Consider the following 18,683-nt stretch of genomic DNA (forward strand, 5'->3'; position numbering starts at 1 on the left):
TCGAGCGCTGTTGCTGAGGGTGGGTCGAGCCAAAACTCGGTGGGCGTTGTCAGTGGCTGTCCGTAGGCTCGCCACTGATGCCCACGACACGTGCCACCCCGACCGACGACCGCTCCACCGTCCGCTCGCTGCTGCGCCTGTGGCCCTATGTCCGGCCGGTGCGGGCGCGGCTGTTCACCGCCGCGTTCGTCGCGATACTCGCGTCCTGCACGGGGCTGGTGATCCCGCTCGTCCTGAAGTGGCTCGTGGACGGGCCGGTCGCCGACCGGGACCCGGCGGGGGTGTGGCTCGGGGCGCTGTATCTGCTGCTGCTCGGGCTGGCCGAGGCACTGCTGTTCGGGCTGCGGCGGTGGCTGGTGGCGCGGCCGCTGGCGGGGGTCGAGGCGTCGATGCGGGCGGATCTGTACCGGCATCTGCAGCGGCTGCCGGTGGCGTTCCACGACCGGTGGCCCTCGGGGCAGTTGCTGTCCCGGGGCACGACGGATCTGATGCTGCTGCGGATGTTCCTCGCCTTTCCGCTGACGTTCCTGCTGGTCAACGGTGTGACGATCCTGGTCGGCGTGATCATCATGCTCGCGCAGGACCTGATGCTCGGGCTGGTGATCCTGGGGCCTGCCGTGCCGGTGGTCGTCACCTGTGTGATCTTCGAGAAGCGGTATGCGGAGGTGGCGCGGCGCGCACAGGACCAGGTGGGTGATCTGACGACGGTCGTCGAGGAGGGTGTGCTCGGCATCCGGATCATCAAGGGGTTCGGCCGGCATCGCAGTCAGGCACAGGCGTTCCGTGAGCTGTCGCGGACGCTGCGGGGGACGGAACTGCACAAGGCGCGGCTGCTGGCGACGATTCTGGGCGTCATCGTGACGCTGCCGGAGGTGGCGATCGAGCGCCTGTGTTGGGCGGCAGGTGCGACGGGGCGTTGTCGCGGACGTGGTGGGTTTTTGTCCACGGCGCTTGCTCTTCGGTGGCCGGTGGATTCCATCGGCTTCCTGCTGGCGATGAGTCAGGAGGCGGCTACGGCTACGGAGCGGTACTTCGAGGTGCTGGACGCTGCAGCTGAGGGGGAGCGCGGGCCGGCGTTGCCGGGTGCCTCCCCCACTCTCGGCTTCGCTCGAGCGGGGGGACCCCCCTCGCCCACCCGTGCCGTCCTGGGGGTCCCCCCTCTGGGGGAGGCACGACTGCCCGCAGCTCAACGCGGGTTGCGCTTCGATGCCGTTGCCTTTCGTTACCCCGACGCCCCCCTCGGCTCGCCCCCCGTGCTCGAGCGCATCGATCTTCACATTCGTCCCGGCGAGTCCATGGCGCTCGTCGGGGCCACCGGTAGTGGGAAGACCACGCTGACTGCGCTGGTCCCCCGGTTGCACGAGGTGACCTCCGGGCGGATCACGCTGGACGGGGTGGACATCACCGCCATGTCCCGTCAGGAGCTGCGCTCCAGGGTCGCCGTCGCCTTCGAGGAACCCACGCTGTTCTCGGCGAGCGTCGGGGAGAACGTGCTCATGGGTGCCGCCGACGGTGCCGGAGCCGCCGAGCTGGACCGTGCCCTCGCCGTCGCGCAGGCCGAGTTCGCGCACACGTTGCCGCAGGGCACGGACACGCAGGTCGGTGAGCAGGGTCTGAGTCTGTCCGGCGGCCAGCGGCAGCGGCTGGCGCTCGCCCGGGCGGTCGTGGGACGGCCGGAGTTCCTGGTGCTGGACGACCCGCTGTCCGCACTGGACGTGCACACGGAGGCCGCCGTGGAGGCCGCGCTGCGGGACGTTCTCGCCGCCACCACCGCCCTGATCGTGGCGCACCGCCCGTCCACGGTGCTGCTCGCCGACCGGGTGGCGCTGCTGTCCGGTGGCCGGATCGCCGCCGTCGGCACGCACCACGAACTGCTGCGGACCAACGCCGAGTACGCCCACCTGATGTCCGGGGCGGACCAGACGCACCAGGAGGCAGCCCGATGACCGCGTCCGCCACCTCCACCCCGGTCGCCGACGAGCCGGAGGACTCGCGCCCCCACAAGGCCGACGACCCCTTCGACAAGGACGTCCTGCCCACCCCGCCCGGCGCCACGGCCGCCCTGCTGCGTTCCCTGCTCGCGCCGATGAAGGCCCGCGTCGCGCTGACCACGCTTCTGCTGCTGCTCCAGCAGGCGGCCGTGCAGGCGGGCCCGCTGCTGGTGGCGTACGCCATCGACACCGCCGTACCGGCGTTCCGCGACCACGACCACGGGCCGCTGATCGCGGTGGCGGCCGGCTATCTGCTGTGCGCACTGGCCTCCGGCGGGCTGCAGTACGCGTTCGTGGCCGCCTCCGCCCGGGTCAGCCAGGATGTGCTGCTGGACCTGCGCGGCCGGATCTTCCGGCACGCCCAGGCGCTGAGCATCGACTTCCACGAGCGCTACACCTCGGGCCGGCTGATCTCCCGCTCCACCACGGACGTCGAGTCGCTGCGCGAGCTGCTGGAGGAGGGCCTGCAGGAGCTGGTGATGGTCATCCTGTCCTGCGTGTACGTCGCGGCGATCCTGCTCTGGCTGGACCTGGGGCTCGGCGCGGTGGCGGTGGCGTCGTTCGTGCCGCTGTGGGGGCTGGTACGGCTGTACCAGCGGCGGGCGCGGCGGGTGTACCGGCAGCGGTCGACCGCGATCGCCGCCGTGATCGTGAAGTTCGTGGAGACGATGAACGGCATCCGCCCGGTGCGCGCCTTCCGCCGGGAGGCCGCCAACGACGCCGAGTTCCGCGTCCTGAACCGGCGGCACGAGCGGACCAACGGGGACGCGCTGCTGGAGATGGCCCGCTATGTCGTCGGCTCGCGGATCGTGGGCAACACGGCCGTCGCGCTGATCGTGCTGTGGGGCGCCCACCGGGTGGCGGACGGCACGCTGGCGCTGGGTGTGCTGGCGGCCTCGGTGCTGTACCTGCGGCGGATGTACGACCCGATCGACCGGTTCGGCATGTTCCTGAACTCGTACCAGTCGGCGGCAGCCTCGCTGGAGAAGATCGCCGGGCTGCTCGCCCAGACGCCTTCGGTGCCGGAGCCGTCGGCGCCCCGGCAGCTCCCGGCCCTCGCCTCCGAGCACCCCGGCCGCGAGGTCGTCTTCGACGGCGTTCGCTTCGCCTACCGCACCGGTGGCGAGGTGCTGCCCCGCTTCGACCTCACGATCCCGGCGGGGCAGACGATCGCGGTCGTCGGCACCACGGGCGCGGGCAAGTCGACGCTGGCCAAACTGCTCGCCCGTTTCTACGACCCGTCCGACGGCCGGGTGCTGCTCGACGGGGTCGATCTGCGCGACCTGGCCGTGCCCGAACTGCGGCGCGGGGTGGTGATGGTGACGCAGGAGGCGTTCCTGTTCTCCGGCACGGTCGCGGAGAACATCGCCATCGGCCGCCCGGACGCGAGCCACGAGGAGATCGAGCGGGCGGCGAAGGCGATCGGCGCGCACGATTTCATCAGCGCGCTGCCCGAGGGCTACGACACGGACGTCCGCAAGCGGGGCGGCCGTATCTCCGCCGGTCAGCGTCAGCTCGTCGCCTTCGCCCGGGCGTTGCTCGCCGACCCGGCGGTGCTGATCCTCGACGAGGCGACCAGCTCGCTGGACATCCCGGGAGAGCGGGCGGTGCAGCGGGCCATGGCGACGGTGCTGAAGGGGCGTACCGCGGTCGTCATCGCGCACCGGCTGTCCACGGTGGAGATCGCCGACCGGGTGCTCGTCATGGAGCACGGCCGGATCGTCGAGGACGGCAGCCCGGCCGAACTTGTCGCCGGGACCGGCCGGTTCGCGGGTCTGCACCGGGCGTGGCGGGACAGTCTGGCGTGAGCGCCGACGGGAACGGGGATGGGGACGGATGATCGACGCGTACGGGGATCCCGGCAGACCCGACTGCCGCAGCGGCGGCCGGTATCTGTGGTGGCTGGTACGCAGCCAGCCGGGGCGGTCGGTCGCCGGGGCGGTGGTGGGCTGCGTGTCGCTGGTGGCCTCGGCGGCGGTGCCGTATCTGCTGTCCCGGGCGATCGACGACGGGCTGGAGCCCGGCGACGGGACCGCGCTGGCCGGCTGGGCCGCCGCCCTGCTGGTGGCCGGGGCGCTCACGGCCTGGCTGGACATCCTGCGGCACCGCATCATGACCCGGGTACGGATGGACGCCAACTTCCGCACGGTCAAGGTGGTGGTCGGGCAGGCGGTGCGGCTGGGCTCCTCGCTGCGCCGGCAGGTCGCGGCCGGGGAGGTCGTCACGATCGGTGTGGGGGATGTGCAGACCATCAGCACCTCGCTGACCGTCGTGGGGCCCGGCGTGGGCGCGGTCGTCTCGTACGCCGTGGTCGCCGGGCTGCTGCTGGCCGTGTCGCCGCTGCTGGCGGCCGTGGTGCTGCTGGGCGTGCCGGTGATCGCCGTGCTGGTCGGGCCGCTGATGGGCCGGTTGCAGGGCGTGGAGACGGCCTACCGGGAGCGGCAGGGCGTGCTGACCGCGCGCATCGGCGACCTGGCGGGCGGGCTGCGCGTGCTGGGCGGACTGGGCGGCAAGGATCTGGTCGGCGACGCCTTCCGCCGCGACTCGCAGCGGCTGCGGGCCGGGGGCTACCGGGTCGGGGCGGTGACCAGCTGGATCCAGGCGCTGGGCCTCGGGCTGCCGACGGTGTTCCTGGCCGTGGTGACCTGGCTCGCGGCGCGGATGGTGGCGCAGGGGGACATCACCGTGGGCGAGTTGGTGTCCGTGTACGGCTATGTGGCGGTGCTGGTGGTGCCGGTGGCGTACTTCCTGGAGTTCGGCAACCAGGTCAGCCGGGGGCTGGTGGCCGCGCGGCGGGTCGTACGGTTTCTGCGGCTGGAGCCCCTGGAGGACAGCGGCGTGGAGGATGCGCCGGCCGAGTCGTCCGTGCTGTACGACCCCGAGTCGGGAGTCCGGGTGCTGCCGGGCCGGCTGACGGCGCTGGCCGGTGCGCGGCCCGCCGACTCGGCGAGCGTCGTCGACCGGCTCGGGCGGTACGTCCCTTCGGCGGCGACCTGGGGTGACAGACGGCTCGACGAGGTCGCGTTGCCGCAGGTCCGGGCGCGGATCCTGGTGGCGGACCACGAGGCCGACCTGTTCGCGGGCCCGCTGCGGGAGGTGGTGTGCGGACGCCGGGACCGGGACGACGCGGCGATCGCGCGGGCCGTGCACGCGGCCGTCGCCGACGACGTCGTGCAGGGCCTGCCGGACGGGCTGGACTCGCGGATCGACGCGCAGGGCCGCAACCTCTCCGGCGGGCAGCGGCAGCGCGTACGGCTGGTGCGGGCGCTGCTGGCCGATCCCGAGGTGCTGCTCGCCGTGGAGCCGACGTCCGCGCTGGACGCGCACACGGAGGCCGCGGTGGCTCAGCGGCTGCGGGCGGCCCGGGACGGCCGTACGACCGTCGTCACCAGTACGTCCCCGCTGGTGCTCGACCACGCGGACGTCGTGTACTACCTGGTCGACGGCAAGGTCGCGGCCGGCGGCAGCCATCAGAGCCTGCTGGCCGAGGAGCCCGGGTACCGGGCGCTGGTGGCCCGTGACGCGGAGGAGACGGTGCGATGACAGCGGGACCGGGCCGGCTGCCGGTCGCGGAGCGGGCCGACGTACGGCGGGCCACGCTGGGTCTGGTCCGGGCGGACGGGCGGGCCTTCGCCGTCGCGGTCGCCCTCAACGCGCTGGCCGCCGGGGCCGGGCTGGCCGGGCCGTGGCTGCTCGGCCGGATCATCGACGAGGTGCGGGCGGGGGCCGGCGTCGCGGTGGTGGACCGGCTGGCGTTCGCCATCGTGCTGTGCGCACTGGCGCAGCTGCTGCTGGCGCGCTGGGCCCGGTACGTGGGGCACCGGTTCGGCGAGCGGACGCTGGCCCGCATCCGGGAGGGCTTCGTCTCCCGGGCACTCGCGCTGCCCTCCTCCGTCGTGGAGCGGGCCGGGACGGGCGATCTGACGGCCCGGGGCACGGCCGACGTCGCCGCCGTAGGGGCCACGTTGCGCGATGCCGGGCCCGAGCTGCTGGTCGCCTTCGTCCAGGCGGCGTTCCTGCTCGGCGCGGTCTTTGTGCTCGACCCGCTGCTCGGCGCCCTGTCGGCGCTCTGTCTGACCCCCATCTGGTTCTCGACGCGCTGGTATCTCCGCCGGGCCCGGGACGCCTATCTCGCCGAGGGCGCGGCCACGTCGGACGTCGCCGAGATCCTCGCGGCGACCGCTGCGGGCGCCCGCACGGTAGAGGCCTTCCGGCTCGGCGAGCGGCGGACCGCCGCGAGCCGGGACGCGCTGGAGACGGCCCGCCGCACCCGGCTGCACACGCTGTTCCTGCGCTGCGCGTTCTTCATCGTCGTGGACTTCGCGTACGTCATCCCGGTGGCCGGCGTGCTGCTGCTCGGCGGCTGGCTGCACGCGCGCGGGGAGATCAGCATGGGGTCGGTGGTGGCGGCCGCCCTGTACCTGCGGCAGTCGACCGAACCGCTCGACCAGCTCCTGGTCCGGATCGAGCAGTTGCAGGCCAGTGGAGCCTCCTTCGCCCGCGTCGAGGGCCTGGCCCGGGTGGAGCGGGCGGTCCCGGCCGACTCCCCCGACCCGGCCGACGACCGTATCGACGTCACCGGCGTGCACTACGCCTACGACCGTGGCGGCGAGGTGCTGCGCGGGGTGGACCTGACGGTGCGGCCCGGGGAGCGGCTCGCGGTCGTCGGTCCGTCCGGCGCGGGCAAGAGCACGCTGAGCAGGCTGCTGGCGGGCATCGACGCGCCGGGCGCGGGCACCGTGACGGTGGGCGGGGTGCCGGTCGCCGCTCTGGGGCCGGAGCGGCTGCGCCGCCAGGTCGTGCTGGTCACGCAGGAGCACCATGTGTTTCTGGGCACGGTCCGCGACAATCTGCTGATCGCCGAACCGGCCGCGACGGACGAGGAGTTGTGGGCCGCGCTCACCGCGGTCGGTGCCGACGGCTGGGTGCGCGAGCTGCCCGACGGCCTGGACACCGAGCTCGGTACGGCAGGCCGGCGCACCGACGGCTCACAGGCCCAGCAACTCGCCCTGGCCCGGGTCGTGCTGGCCGACCCGCACACCCTCATCCTCGACGAGGCCACCGCCCTGCTCGACCCGACGACCGCCCGGCACACCGAGCGCGCCCTGGCCGCCGTACTGGAGGGCCGTACGGTGATCGCCATCGCGCACCGTCTGCACACCGCGCACGACGCGGACCGGGTGGCCGTGATGGAGGCAGGGCTCCTGAGCGAAGTCGGTACGCACGAGGAGCTGGTGGCGGCGGACGGTGCGTACGCGAGGCTGTGGCGGACGTGGCACGGGGAGACGGCCCCGTAACACTGACGTTTCGTATATCGAACGTGAACTACCGGACAACGGACGATTTCCGGCCAACTTTTTGACGCGCTCCTGACAGTAAGCGCTCCTCGGTGCCACGCTTCCCACGGCCACTTCACAGCAACCCCACTGATCCGCCGCTGTGTTGTCCCCGGCCATCCGCACCTGGTTTCGCGTTCTGCCCGGGCGGCCCACTCGCCGTCCGGATCTCCCCTGGCCACGTGATCCGCGGCCATGCAGAAGGAGTCAGTGTTGAGAAGCAGTTCCTCTCGCAGACGCACCTCCCACACCACACCCCGCAGAACCACCGCCGTCGTCCTCGTCGGCGTCTCCGCCCTGATCGCCGCGGCCGTCCAGACGGGCGCCGCCACCGCAGCACCGGAGAAGGCACCGTCGGCCGCGGGCAAGGTCATACCGGGCGCCGAGTCCGTCAAGCTGTCCCCCGCCCAGCGCGCCGAGCTGATACGCGAGGCCGACGCCGTCAAGGCGGACACCGCCAAGGACCTGGGCCTCGGCGCCAAGGAGAAGCTGGTCGTCCGTGACGTCGTCAAGGACGGCAACGGCACGGTCCACACCCGCTACGAGCGGACCTACGACGGCCTGCCCGTCCTCGGCGGCGACCTGGTCGTCGAGACGGCCAAGTCCGGCGCGACCGAGGCCGTCGTCAAGGCGACCCGCGCCGCCATCGAGCCGGCCACCACCACGGCCGCCGTACCCGCCGCGAAGGCCGAGAAGCAGGCGCTGGCCGCCGCGAAGGCCGAGGACGCGAAGAGCCCCGACGTCAACCGGACGCCCCGCAAGGTGATCTGGGCCGCGAACGGCAAGCCGACCGTGGCGTACGAGACCGTCGTCGGCGGCTTCCAGCACGACGGCACCCCGCAGGAACTGCACGTCATCACCGACGCCACCACCGGCGAGAAGCTGTACGAGTGGGAGGCCATCGAGACCGGCACCGGCAACACGGTCTACAGCGGCACGGTCGACCTCACCACCACCCAGTCGGGTTCGACGTACAACCTCACCGACGGCGCGCGCGGCAACCACAAGACGTACAACCTCAACCGCGGCACCTCCGGCACCGGCACCCTCTTCTCCGGCCCCGACGACGTCTGGGGCAACGGCAGCCCGTCCAACCTGGAGTCCGCGGCCGCCGACGCGCACTACGGTGCCGCGCTGACCTGGGACTACTACAAGAACGTGCACGGGCGTTCAGGTATCCGCGGTGACGGTGTGGGCGCCTACTCCCGGGTCCACTACGGCAACAACTACGTCAACGCGTTCTGGTCCGACAGCTGCTTCTGCATGACGTACGGCGACGGCTCGGGCAACGCCAATCCGCTCACGTCGATCGACGTGGCCGCGCACGAGATGACCCACGGGCTCACCTCGAACACGGCGGGTCTCAACTACAGCGGGGAGTCCGGCGGCCTGAACGAGGCCACCTCCGACATCTTCGGCGCGACGGTCGAGTTCTACGCCGCCAACTCCTCCGACGTCGGTGACTACCTCATCGGCGAGGAGATCGACATCAACGGCGACGGCACGCCGCTGCGCTACATGGACAAGCCGAGCAAGGACGGTGCGTCCAAGGACAGCTGGTACTCGGGCATCGGCTCGATCGACGTGCACTACTCGTCCGGCCCCGCGAACCACTTCTTCTACCTGCTGAGCGAGGGCAGCGGCACCAAGACCATCAACGGTGTCACCTACGACTCGCCCACCTCGGACGGTCTTCCGGTCACCGGCATCGGCCGCGACAAGGCGGAGAAGATCTGGTTCCGCGCGCTGACCACCAAGTTCACCTCGACCACCAACTACGCGGCCGCCCGCACCGGCACGCTGGCGGTCGCCGGTGAGCTGTACGGCACCACGAGCGCCGAGTACAAGGCAGTGCAGGACGCCTGGGCGGGCGTCGCGGTCGGACCCCGCCCGGACGGAGGCGGCGGAGGCGGTACGTCCTTCGAGAACACCGCCGACGTGTCGATCCCGGACAACGGCGCCGCGGTGACGTCCTCGATCCCCGTGACCGGACGGACCGGCAACGCCCCGTCCAACCTCCAGGTCGCGGTCGACATCGTGCACACCTGGCGCGGTGACCTCGTGATCGACCTGCTGGCCCCGGACGGCACCGCGTACCGCCTGAAGAACTTCAGCTCCTCCGACTCGGCGGACAACGTCGCCGAGACCTACACGGTCAACGCCTCCTCCGAGGTCGCCAACGGCACCTGGAAGTTGAGGGTCCAGGACCAGGCGGCCCAGGACGTCGGCACCATCAACAGCTGGAAGCTGACGTTCCCGTAGGCCTGTTCGCGGTTCCCCGAAGACAGGGCGCCGCGGCCTGGCCGGCTGCCAACGTGAACTGAGCGCAGGCCTGTTGACGCAGGCCTGCGGGGCGGCACCCGGGACGAAGGCATCCCCGGGTGCCGCCCTACCCTTGTGACCCATGTCCTTCACGTACGACGCCGTCGGCGCGACCCGGGAGCACGGCTTCTGCCCGCCCGGCTTCCACCCCCTGCACGTGCGCACCCGCATCGGCGAGGGCGAGGAGGTCTTCCACAGAGCCGCCGAGGCGGTCATGACCTGGGAGATGCACCGCGCGCTGGGCGTCGGCATCGACGCGTCGTCCGGCCGCGCGGCCCCCGGCGTCGACGTCACGGTCACCCTCGCCGGAGTGATCAAGGCCCCGTGCCGGGTGGTGTGGACGGTGGAGGAGTACCGGCGGGTGGGCTGGGCGTACGGCACGCTTTCCGGCCATCCGGAGTGCGGCGAGGAAGCGTTCGTGGTGGAACGGACGGGCGACGGCACGGTCTGGCTGACCGTGAACGCCTTCAGCCGTGGGGCGAAGTGGTACGCCCGAGCGGGCGGTCCGGCCACTCGGGGGCTGCAGCATGCGTATGCGCGGCGGTGCGGGGCGGTGTTGCGGCGCTTGTGCGGGGAGAGCGACTGACCCACCCGTAAGACCCGGACCGATGCCGAGCTGGGCTGCACGTGAACCGCTGAGCCCGACACAGCCCCGGCCGGCTCGCTTCCCTGCGTGCCGGCCGGGGCTCCCCGCCGTCCAGGACGCGGCGCCTCGGCGCGCCCTACCGCATCAACACCCCCGCCCCCTCCACCACATCCTCCGACGGCACCGCCACCAGCCCCAGCTCCGCACTCGTCGCCAGCAACCGGTGTGCGGGCAGGATGCGGACCGTGTAGCCGTACGGCCCCGTGCGGTCCAGGGACAGCGGGCCCTCGTACATCCAGCGCCCCTCCGTGTCGGGGCCGCCCGCCGGTTTCAGCGGCACCGTCGCGGCATCGGCGATGCGGTCCTCGGGGTCCACCCGGCCGGAGACGGCCTGGACCTCGATGTCGTCGGGGGCGAGGTCGCCCAGGGCGACACGGACGCGGAGGGTGAGGGTCGTGCCCAGCTCAGCCGTTGCCGTGGTGGCGGACGTTTCGACGTGGTCGACCCGTACCGCATGCCAGGACCTGCGCAACCGGGCCTTCCACCGGGCGAGTTCGCGCGCCGCGTCCGGGCCCATGGTGCGGTGGGCGCGGGCTGCGGGCGCGTACAGGCGCTCGACGTACTCGCGGACCATGCGGCCGGCCAGCACCTTGGGGCCGAGCAGGGTGAGCGTCTGGCGGACCATCTCGATCCAGCGGTCGGGCAGGCCGCCCGGGCCGCGCTCGTAGAAACGCGGGGTGACCCGCTGTTCGAGCAGGTCGCAGAGGGCGGACGCCTCGATGTCGTCGCGTCGGTCCGGGTCTGTGCCCACGCCGTCCGCGGTCGGGATGGCCCAGCCGAAGTCGGGCTGGAACCACTCGTCCCACCAGCCGTCGAGGACGGAGAGGTTCAGGCAGCCGTTGAGGGCCGCCTTCATGCCCGACGTGCCGCAGGCCTCCAGCGGGCGGAGCGGGTTGTTCAGCCAGATGTCGCAGCCGGGGTAGAGCTTCTGCGCCATCGCCATGCCGTAGTCGGGCAGGAAGACGATCCGGTGGCGTACGCGCGGGTCGTCGGCGAAGCGGACGAGTTCCTGGACGAGCCGCTTGCCGCCGTCGTCCGCGGGGTGTGCCTTGCCGGCCACCACGATCTGGATCGGGCGTTCCGGGTGCAGCAGCAGGTCCATCAGGCGGTCGCGGTCGCGCAACATCAGCGTCAGGCGCTTGTACGACGGGACGCGGCGGGCGAAGCCGATCGTCAGAACGTCCGGGTCGAGCACGCCGTCGATCCAGCCCAGCTCGGCCGTGCCCGCGCCGCGTTGCCGCCAGGAGGCGCGCAGCCGTTCCCGTACCTCCGTCACCAGCTGCTCGCGCAGGGTGCGGCGCAGCTCCCAGATGTCCTGGTCGGGGATGTCCGCGACGGCGTCCCAGCGGTCCGAACCGCCGCCGCTGAAGGCGTCCTCGGCGCGCCCTACGCCGATCTGCCGGGCGCCGAGCCGGAACACCTCGGGGGCGATCCAGGTCGGGGCGTGCACGCCGTTGGTGACGGAGGTGATCGGCACCTCGTCGGGGTCGAATCCCGGCCACAGTCCGGAGAACATCTCCCGGCTGACGTTGCCGTGCAGGAGGGAGACCCCGTTGGCGCGCTGAGCCAGACGCAGACCCATCACGGCCATGTTGAAGAGGTTGGGTTCGCCGCCGGGGTAGGTCTCCATGCCGAGCCGGAGGATGCGTTCGACGTCGATGCGCGGGAGTTCGGCGTCGGGGCCGAAGTGACGGGCGACGAGTTCGCGGTCGAAGCGGTCGATGCCGGCCGGGACGGGGGTGTGGGTGGTGAAGACGGTGCCCGCGCGGACCGCTTCCAGCGCCGAGTCGAACTCCAGCCCGTCATCGGAGAGTTCGGCGATCCGCTCCAGGCCGAGGAAACCGGCGTGGCCCTCGTTGGTGTGGAAGACTTCGGGCTCGGGGTGGCCGGTGAGCCGGCAGTACGTCCGTACCGCCCGGACCCCTCCTATGCCGAGCAGCATCTCCTGGAGCAGCCGGTGCTCGCTGCCGCCGCCGTAGAGCCGGTCGGTCACGCCGCGTTCGCCGAGGTCGTTCTCCTCGACGTCCGAGTCGAGCATCAGCAGCGGGACCCGGCCGACCTGGGCCAGCCAGATCCGGGCGTGCAGGAACCTGCCGCCGGGCAGGGCGAGGGTGACCTGGGCGGGGGTGCCGTCGGGCTCCTTGAGCAGGGCCACCGGCAGCTCGTTGGGGTCGAGGACGGGGTAGTGCTCCTGCTGCCAGCCGTCCCGGGAGAGGGTCTGACGGAAGTAGCCGTGCCGGTAGAGCAGCCCGACCCCGATCAGCGGTACGCCGAGGTCGCTGGCCGCCTTCAGATGGTCGCCGGCCAGGATGCCCAGGCCGCCGGAGTACTGGGGCAGAGCGGCGGTGATGCCGAACTCGGGTGAGAAGTAGGCGACGGCGGCGGGGAGTTCACCGGACTGCGCCTGGTACCAGCGGTCGCCGGTGACGTAGTCGTGGAGATCGTCGGCCACCGTGGTGAGGCGGCGCAGGAAACGGCGGTCCTCGGCCAGCTCGGTGAGCCGCGCGGGCGACACGCTGCCGAGCAGACGTACGGGATCACCGCCTGATGCAGCCCACCGCTCCGGATCGACGGACTGGAACAGATCGCGTGTCTCCGTGTGCCAGGACCAGCGCAGGTTGCGTGCCAGGTCGCTCAGCGGGCGGAGGGGGTCGGGGAGAACGGGTCGGACCGTGAATCGACGGATCGCCTTCACATGCCACCTCGTCACGTGCGGAGGAGGACGCACGGCGGTGTGCGTCCCGTCATCGATATCGACGGTAGTGGTTACCCGGGGTCACCGTGGCCGACTCCTGGGGGAGCGTCCGCTGTCCGGCCGGTCATGCCCCAAGCAGACCGAAATCCGCCGCAACCTTCACTCGTCCCCCATAGCCGATATGGCCGATTCCGCCCCCACAGGCCTCCTTGTGGCGCTTCACACCGCACGAGAGGCTGCCAACCGGCGTACCGGCCGGCGAGCGGATGCACGCGGTCGCCGGCGGTTGCCGTAACACCGAGTCGAGGAGGGGAACTCGGACCATGGCACGGACGCGAACACGACGTCTGCGCTGGGCGGGTGGCCTCACCGCGGTGACATGTGCCGCGGTGTTTTCGGCCACCGTACCGCCCGCGCAGGCCGCGCCGGAGGGGCGGATACTCGGCGCCGGAGAACCCGGCGCCGTCAGCGGCAGCTACCTGGTGACACTGAAGGGGGGAACGAAGGCTCCGTCGGCGGCCGGAAAGGGAATCGCCGAGAAGTACGGGGCGAGAATCAGCCACACGTATGGCACGGTCCTGAACGGCTACGCGGTGCGGGCCGGCGAGAGACAGGCGAAGCGGCTCGCAGCCGACCCGCGCGTCGCCTCCGTCACCCAGGACACCCGTGTGGTCGCCGACCACACCCAGAAGAACCCGCCGTCCTGGGGCCTGGACCGCATCGACCAGCCGAACCTGCCGCTGGACAAGAGCTACACCTGGCCGGAGTCGGCGGGCAGCGGAGTGACGGTGTACGTGATCGACACCGGCATCCGCATCTCCCACAAGGACTTCGGCGGCCGGGCCGGTTACGGCTGGGACTTCGTCGGCGGCGACAGGTCCGCCGGGGACGGCAACGGACACGGCACGCATGTCGCCGCGACGGTCGCCGGTAAGAGCTTCGGCGTCGCCAAGAAGGCCAAGGTCGTCGCCGTACGGGTGCTGGACAACGCCGGTTCCGGTACGACCGCGCAGGTCATCGCCGGTATCGACTGGGTGACCCGGCACGCCCGCAAACCGGCGGTCGCCAACCTCAGCCTGGGCGGCTTCTACAACGCCCAGCTGGACGCCGCCGTACGCACGTCCATCGCCTCGGGCGTCACGTACACCGTCGCGGCGGGCAACGACGGCCTCCCCGCCGGTCTGTACTCCCCCGCGGGCGTACGGCAGGCGATCACCGTCGGCGCCACGAGCCGCACGGACGCCCGGGCGTCCTTCTCGAACTACGGCTCCGCACTGGACCTGTTCGCCCCGGGCGTGGCGATCACCTCCGCGTCCCACAAGAGCAACACCGGCACGGCGACCTTCTCCGGTACGTCGATGGCGTCGCCGCACGCCGCGGGCGCGGCCGCGCTGTATCTGGCCGGCCATCCGAAATCCACCCCGGCGCAGGTTTCCAAGGCGCTTGTGGCGGGGGCGGTTTCCGGCAAGGTCTCCGGGCGCGGCCTGGGTTCACCGAACAAACTTCTCCAGGTACCGCGGTCGTAGCGCCACATTCCAGCCATGACGGCAGTATCGGCCCCGTTCGTCTCGAACGGGGCCGGTCTTGTGCGTAGACATACGCGTGAGTAGTTAACAAAGTGCCGGATTGCCCACCCGAACAGGGTGGGAAGGCTCCTGCGGTACGCCCCCACCGGCACATCCCGCACGACCCACCTCCCTACAGCCATCCGCCCACCCACGTTGACGCGGACAGGAGCGGTGATGCCCGCCACGCACCACTCGTCAGCACCCCTGACATCGAGCCCCGAAAGCAGCACCGAAAGCACCGAGGCACAGCCCGTGCGCCCCGTCGACGCCGGCCGGCCGGTCCCGGAACCGGCCTCCGCGGGCGACTCGACCGCCGTCGGGCGCATACCCGTCCTCGACGTCCGCCCGATCGTCCAGCACGGCCGCCGGCCCGCGAAGGCGGTGACCGGGGAGACGTTCGAGGTCTCGGCGACCGTCTTCCGGGAGGGCCATGACGCCGTATCGGCCAATCTCGTACTGAAGGACCCGGACGGCCGCCCCGGTCCCTGGACGCCGATGCGCGAACTCGCTCCCGGCACCGACCGCTGGGGCGCCACCGTCACCGCCGGTGACCCCGGCCTGTGGACCTACACCGTGGAGGCGTGGGGCGACCCGGTCACCACCTGGCGGCACCACGCCCGGATCAAGGTCCCGGCCGGCATCGACACCGGCCTGGTCCTGGAGGAGGGCGCGCGCCTCTACACGCGCGCCGCCGTCCAGGCGCCGAGCAGCGCACGGCGCGTGCTTCTCGCCGCTGTCGCCGCGCTGCGGGACGAGAACCGGCCCGCCGCCTCCCGGCTGGCCGCCGCGTTGACGCCGGAGGTGGACGGTGTGCTGGGGCGGTATCCGCTGCGGGAGTTGGTGACGGCGTCCGAGCCGTTGCCGCTGCTGGTGGAGCGGGAGCGGGCGCTGTTCGGGTCGTGGTACGAGTTCTTCCCGCGCTCGGAGGGCACGCCGGAGTGTGCGCACGGCACGTTCCGCACCGCCGCGCGCCGGCTGCCGGTGATCGCCCGGATGGGGTTCGACGTGGTGTACCTGCCGCCGGTCCACCCCATCGGGACCACCTTCCGCAAGGGCCGCAACAACACCCTGTCCCCTGCCCCGGAGGATGTGGGGGTGCCGTGGGCGATCGGCTCGCCGGAGGGCGGACACGACGCGGTGCACCCGCAGCTGGGCACGATGGAGGACTTCGACTGGTTCGTCGACCGGGCGCGGGCGCTGGGTCTGGAGGTGGCGCTGGACTTCGCGTTGCAGTGTTCGCCGGATCATCCGTGGGTGGACAAGCATCCGGAGTGGTTCCGGCACCGCCCGGACGGGTCGATCGCGTATGCGGAGAACCCGCCGAAGAAGTACCAGGACATCTATCCGATCGCGTTCGACCGGGACATGGACGGTCTGGTCGCGGAGACGGTGCGGGTGCTGCGGCACTGGATGGCGCACGGGGTGCGGATCTTCCGGGTGGACAATCCGCACACCAAGCCGGTGGTGTTCTGGGAGCGGGTGATCGCGGACATCAACCGCACGGATCCGGATGTGGTCTTCCTGGCGGAGGCGTTCACCCGGCCGGCGATGATGCACACCCTGGCGCAGATCGGGTTCCAGCAGTCGTACACGTACTTCACCTGGCGCACCGGCAAGCAGGAGCTGACGGAGTATCTGACGGAGCTGTCGGGTGCGGCGGCGGCCTACATGCGGCCGAACTTCTTCGTCAACACGCCGGACATCCTGCACGCCTACCTGCAGCACGGCGGCCGGCCGGCGTTCGAGGTCCGCGCGGTCCTCGCCGCGACCCTGTCGCCCACCTGGGGGGTGTACTCGGGCTACGAGCTGTGCGAGAACACGCCGCTGCGCGAGGGCAGCGAGGAGTACCTGGACTCGGAGAAGTACCAGCTCAAGCCCCGCGACTGGGAGACCGCCGAACGCGAGGGACGCACCATCACCCCCCTCATCACCAAGCTCAACACCATCCGGCGGCAGAGTCCCGCCCTACGCCAGTTGCGGGACCTCCACTTCCACCATGCGGACCAGGAAGCGGTGATCGCGTACTCCAAGCGGACGGGATCGAACACGGTTCTGGTGGTCGCGAACCTCGACCCCCACCACACCCAGGAGGCCACGGTCTCGTTGGACATGCCGCAACTCGGCCTGGACTGGCACGAGTCGGTGCCGGTGCGCGACGAGCTCACCGGCGAGACCTATCACTGGGGCAGGGCCAACTATGTGCGTCTCGAGCCGGGCATCAGGCCCGCGCACATCCTGACCGTCCTGCGACCGTCCACCCCGCAGACCGGAGGGTCACCCACAACATGATCGTCAACGAGCCCGTCCCGGACACCTTCGAGGACACGCCCGCCAAGGACCGTGACCCGGAGTGGTTCAAGCGCGCCGTCTTCTACGAGGTCCTGGTCCGCTCCTTCCAGGACAGCAACGGCGACGGCATCGGCGACCTCAAGGGCCTGACCGCCAAGCTCGACTATCTGCAGTGGCTCGGCGTGGACTGCCTGTGGCTCCCGCCGTTCTTCAAGTCGCCGCTGCGCGACGGCGGTTACGACGTCTCCGACTACACCGCCGTGCTGCCCGACTTCGGTGACCTGGCCGACTTCGTGGAGTTCGTCGACGCCGCCCACCAGCGCGGTATGCGCGTCATCATCGACTTCGTCATGAACCACACCAGCGACCAGCACCCGTGGTTCCAGGAGTCCCGCAAGGACCCCGACGGCCCCTACGGCGACTACTACATGTGGGCCGACGACGACAAGCAGTACCAGGACGCCCGCATCATCTTCGTCGACACGGAAGTGTCCAACTGGACCTTCGACCCGGTCCGCAAGCAGTACTTCTTCCACCGGTTCTTCTCCCACCAGCCGGACCTCAACTACGAGAACCCGGCCGTCCAGGAGGAGATGATCTCCGCGCTGAGGTTCTGGCTGGACCTGGGCATCGACGGTTTCCGCCTGGACGCGGTGCCCTACCTGTACGCCGAGGAGGGCACCAACTGCGAGAACCTGCCGGCCACCCACGAGTTCCTCAAACGGGTCCGGAAGGAGATCGACGCCCACTATCCGGACACGGTGCTCCTCGCCGAGGCCAACCAGTGGCCCGAGGACGTGGTCGACTACTTCGGCGACTTCCGCGCCGGCGGCGACGAATGCCATATGGCCTTCCACTTCCCGGTCATGCCGCGGATCTTCATGGCCGTCCGCCGGGAGTCCCGCTACCCGGTATCGGAGATCCTGGCCAAGACCCCGGCCATCCCGTCCGGCTGCCAGTGGGGCATCTTCCTGCGCAACCACGACGAGCTCACACTGGAGATGGTCACCGACGAAGAGCGCGACTACATGTACGCGGAGTACGCCAAGGACCCGCGCATGCGCGCCAACATCGGCATCCGCCGCCGACTCGCCCCGCTGCTGGACAACGACCGCAACCAGATCGAGCTGTTCACGGCCCTGCTGCTGTCCCTGCCCGGCTCGCCGATCCTGTACTACGGCGACGAGATCGGCATGGGCGACAACATCTGGCTCGGCGACCGCGACGCGGTCCGCACCCCGATGCAGTGGACCCCGGACCGCAACGCCGGTTTCTCGTCCTGCGATCCGGGCCGCCTCTACCTGCCCACGATCATGGATCCGGTCTACGGCTACCAGGTCACCAACGTCGAGGCGTCCATGGCGTCGCCGTCGTCGCTGCTGCACTGGACCCGCCGGATGATCGAGATCCGCAAACAGAACCCCGCCTTCGGCCTCGGCTCGTACACCGAACTCCAGTCCTCCAACCCGGCCGTACTGGCGTTCCTGCGGGAGCACGGCGACGACCTGGTGCTGTGCGTGCACAACTTCTCCCGCTTCCCGCAGCCGACCGAACTCGACCTGCACTCCTTCAGCGGCCGCCATCCGGTCGAGCTCATCGGCGGGGTCCGTTTCCCCGCCATCGGCGAACTGCCGTACCTGCTGACCCTGGCGGGGCACGGCTTCTACTGGTTCCGACTACGCCGAGAACACGCTGAGTAGTGATACCGTTACGACGTTCTGTTCGTCAGAACCCGAGACCGCCGGGCGGGTGGCTCGGTTACCAACTGCGCGCGCTCGTCGCGTGAAACCTTGCCGAGCGATCGGACAGGACACGCCGCCTCGAGCGGCGTGAACG

The 18,683-nt window shown here is 71.1% G+C and carries 10 protein-coding genes; 9 read left to right on the plus strand and 1 reads right to left on the minus strand.

The window, feature by feature from the left end; genetic code table 11:
* Nucleotides 1-77: 77 nt before the first annotated feature.
* The 6 genes from StrepF001_RS25050 to StrepF001_RS25075 all read left to right on the plus strand — a co-directional run bounded on the left by StrepF001_RS25050 (nucleotide 78) and on the right by StrepF001_RS25075 (nucleotide 10,235).
* Complete coding sequence (locus StrepF001_RS25050) at nucleotides 78-1,946, plus strand: ABC transporter ATP-binding protein (protein ID WP_129800480.1); 1,869 nt, start codon at nucleotides 78-80, stop codon at nucleotides 1,944-1,946.
* On the plus strand, nucleotides 1,943-3,799 hold the full coding sequence (locus StrepF001_RS25055) for an ABC transporter ATP-binding protein (RefSeq protein WP_129800481.1): 1,857 nt from the start codon (nucleotides 1,943-1,945) through the stop codon (nucleotides 3,797-3,799). Before StrepF001_RS25050 ends, StrepF001_RS25055 begins: the two co-directional genes overlap by 4 nt.
* A 28-nt stretch (nucleotides 3,800-3,827) precedes the next feature.
* A complete protein-coding gene (locus tag StrepF001_RS25060) occupies nucleotides 3,828-5,534 on the plus strand; it encodes an ABC transporter ATP-binding protein (protein WP_129800482.1) in 1,707 nt (568 codons plus the stop codon).
* Nucleotides 5,531-7,288: an ABC transporter ATP-binding protein gene (locus StrepF001_RS25065; RefSeq protein ID WP_129800483.1), complete on the plus strand. Its 1,758-nt coding sequence runs from the start codon at nucleotides 5,531-5,533 to the stop codon at nucleotides 7,286-7,288. The genes StrepF001_RS25060 and StrepF001_RS25065 overlap by 4 nt, the downstream gene beginning before the upstream one ends.
* Before the next feature lie 252 nt (nucleotides 7,289-7,540).
* On the plus strand, nucleotides 7,541-9,589 hold the full coding sequence (locus StrepF001_RS25070) for a M4 family metallopeptidase (protein WP_129800484.1): 2,049 nt from the start codon (nucleotides 7,541-7,543) through the stop codon (nucleotides 9,587-9,589).
* Nucleotides 9,590-9,731: 142 nt separating this feature from the next.
* Complete coding sequence (locus StrepF001_RS25075; RefSeq protein WP_129800485.1) at nucleotides 9,732-10,235, plus strand: DUF1990 domain-containing protein; 504 nt, start codon at nucleotides 9,732-9,734, stop codon at nucleotides 10,233-10,235.
* Nucleotides 10,236-10,371: 136 nt separating this feature from the next.
* On the opposite strand, the gene StrepF001_RS25080 is transcribed toward StrepF001_RS25075, so the two are convergent.
* Nucleotides 10,372-12,990, minus strand: a complete 2,619-nt coding sequence (locus StrepF001_RS25080) for a glycosyltransferase family 1 protein (protein WP_129800691.1) — start codon at nucleotides 12,988-12,990, stop codon at nucleotides 10,372-10,374.
* Nucleotides 12,991-13,313: 323 nt separating this feature from the next.
* Between StrepF001_RS25080 and StrepF001_RS25085 the strand changes: the two genes are divergently transcribed.
* The 3 genes from StrepF001_RS25085 (at nucleotide 13,314) to treS (ending at nucleotide 18,547) form a co-directional block, all read left to right on the plus strand.
* Nucleotides 13,314-14,516: a S8 family peptidase gene (locus tag StrepF001_RS25085; protein ID WP_129800486.1), complete on the plus strand. Its 1,203-nt coding sequence runs from the start codon at nucleotides 13,314-13,316 to the stop codon at nucleotides 14,514-14,516.
* A gap of 216 nt (nucleotides 14,517-14,732) precedes the next feature.
* Nucleotides 14,733-16,847: an alpha-1,4-glucan--maltose-1-phosphate maltosyltransferase gene (locus tag StrepF001_RS25090; RefSeq protein ID WP_129800487.1), complete on the plus strand. Its 2,115-nt coding sequence runs from the start codon at nucleotides 14,733-14,735 to the stop codon at nucleotides 16,845-16,847.
* A complete protein-coding gene (gene treS, locus StrepF001_RS25095) occupies nucleotides 16,844-18,547 on the plus strand; it encodes a maltose alpha-D-glucosyltransferase (RefSeq protein WP_129800488.1) in 1,704 nt (567 codons plus the stop codon). Before StrepF001_RS25090 ends, treS begins: the two co-directional genes overlap by 4 nt.
* The last annotated feature ends 136 nt before the right edge of the window (nucleotides 18,548-18,683 follow it).

The sequence above is a fragment of the Streptomyces sp. F001 genome (genome assembly GCF_004187715.1).
Taxonomy (GTDB): Bacteria; Actinomycetota; Actinomycetes; order Streptomycetales; family Streptomycetaceae; genus Streptomyces; species Streptomyces flavusporus.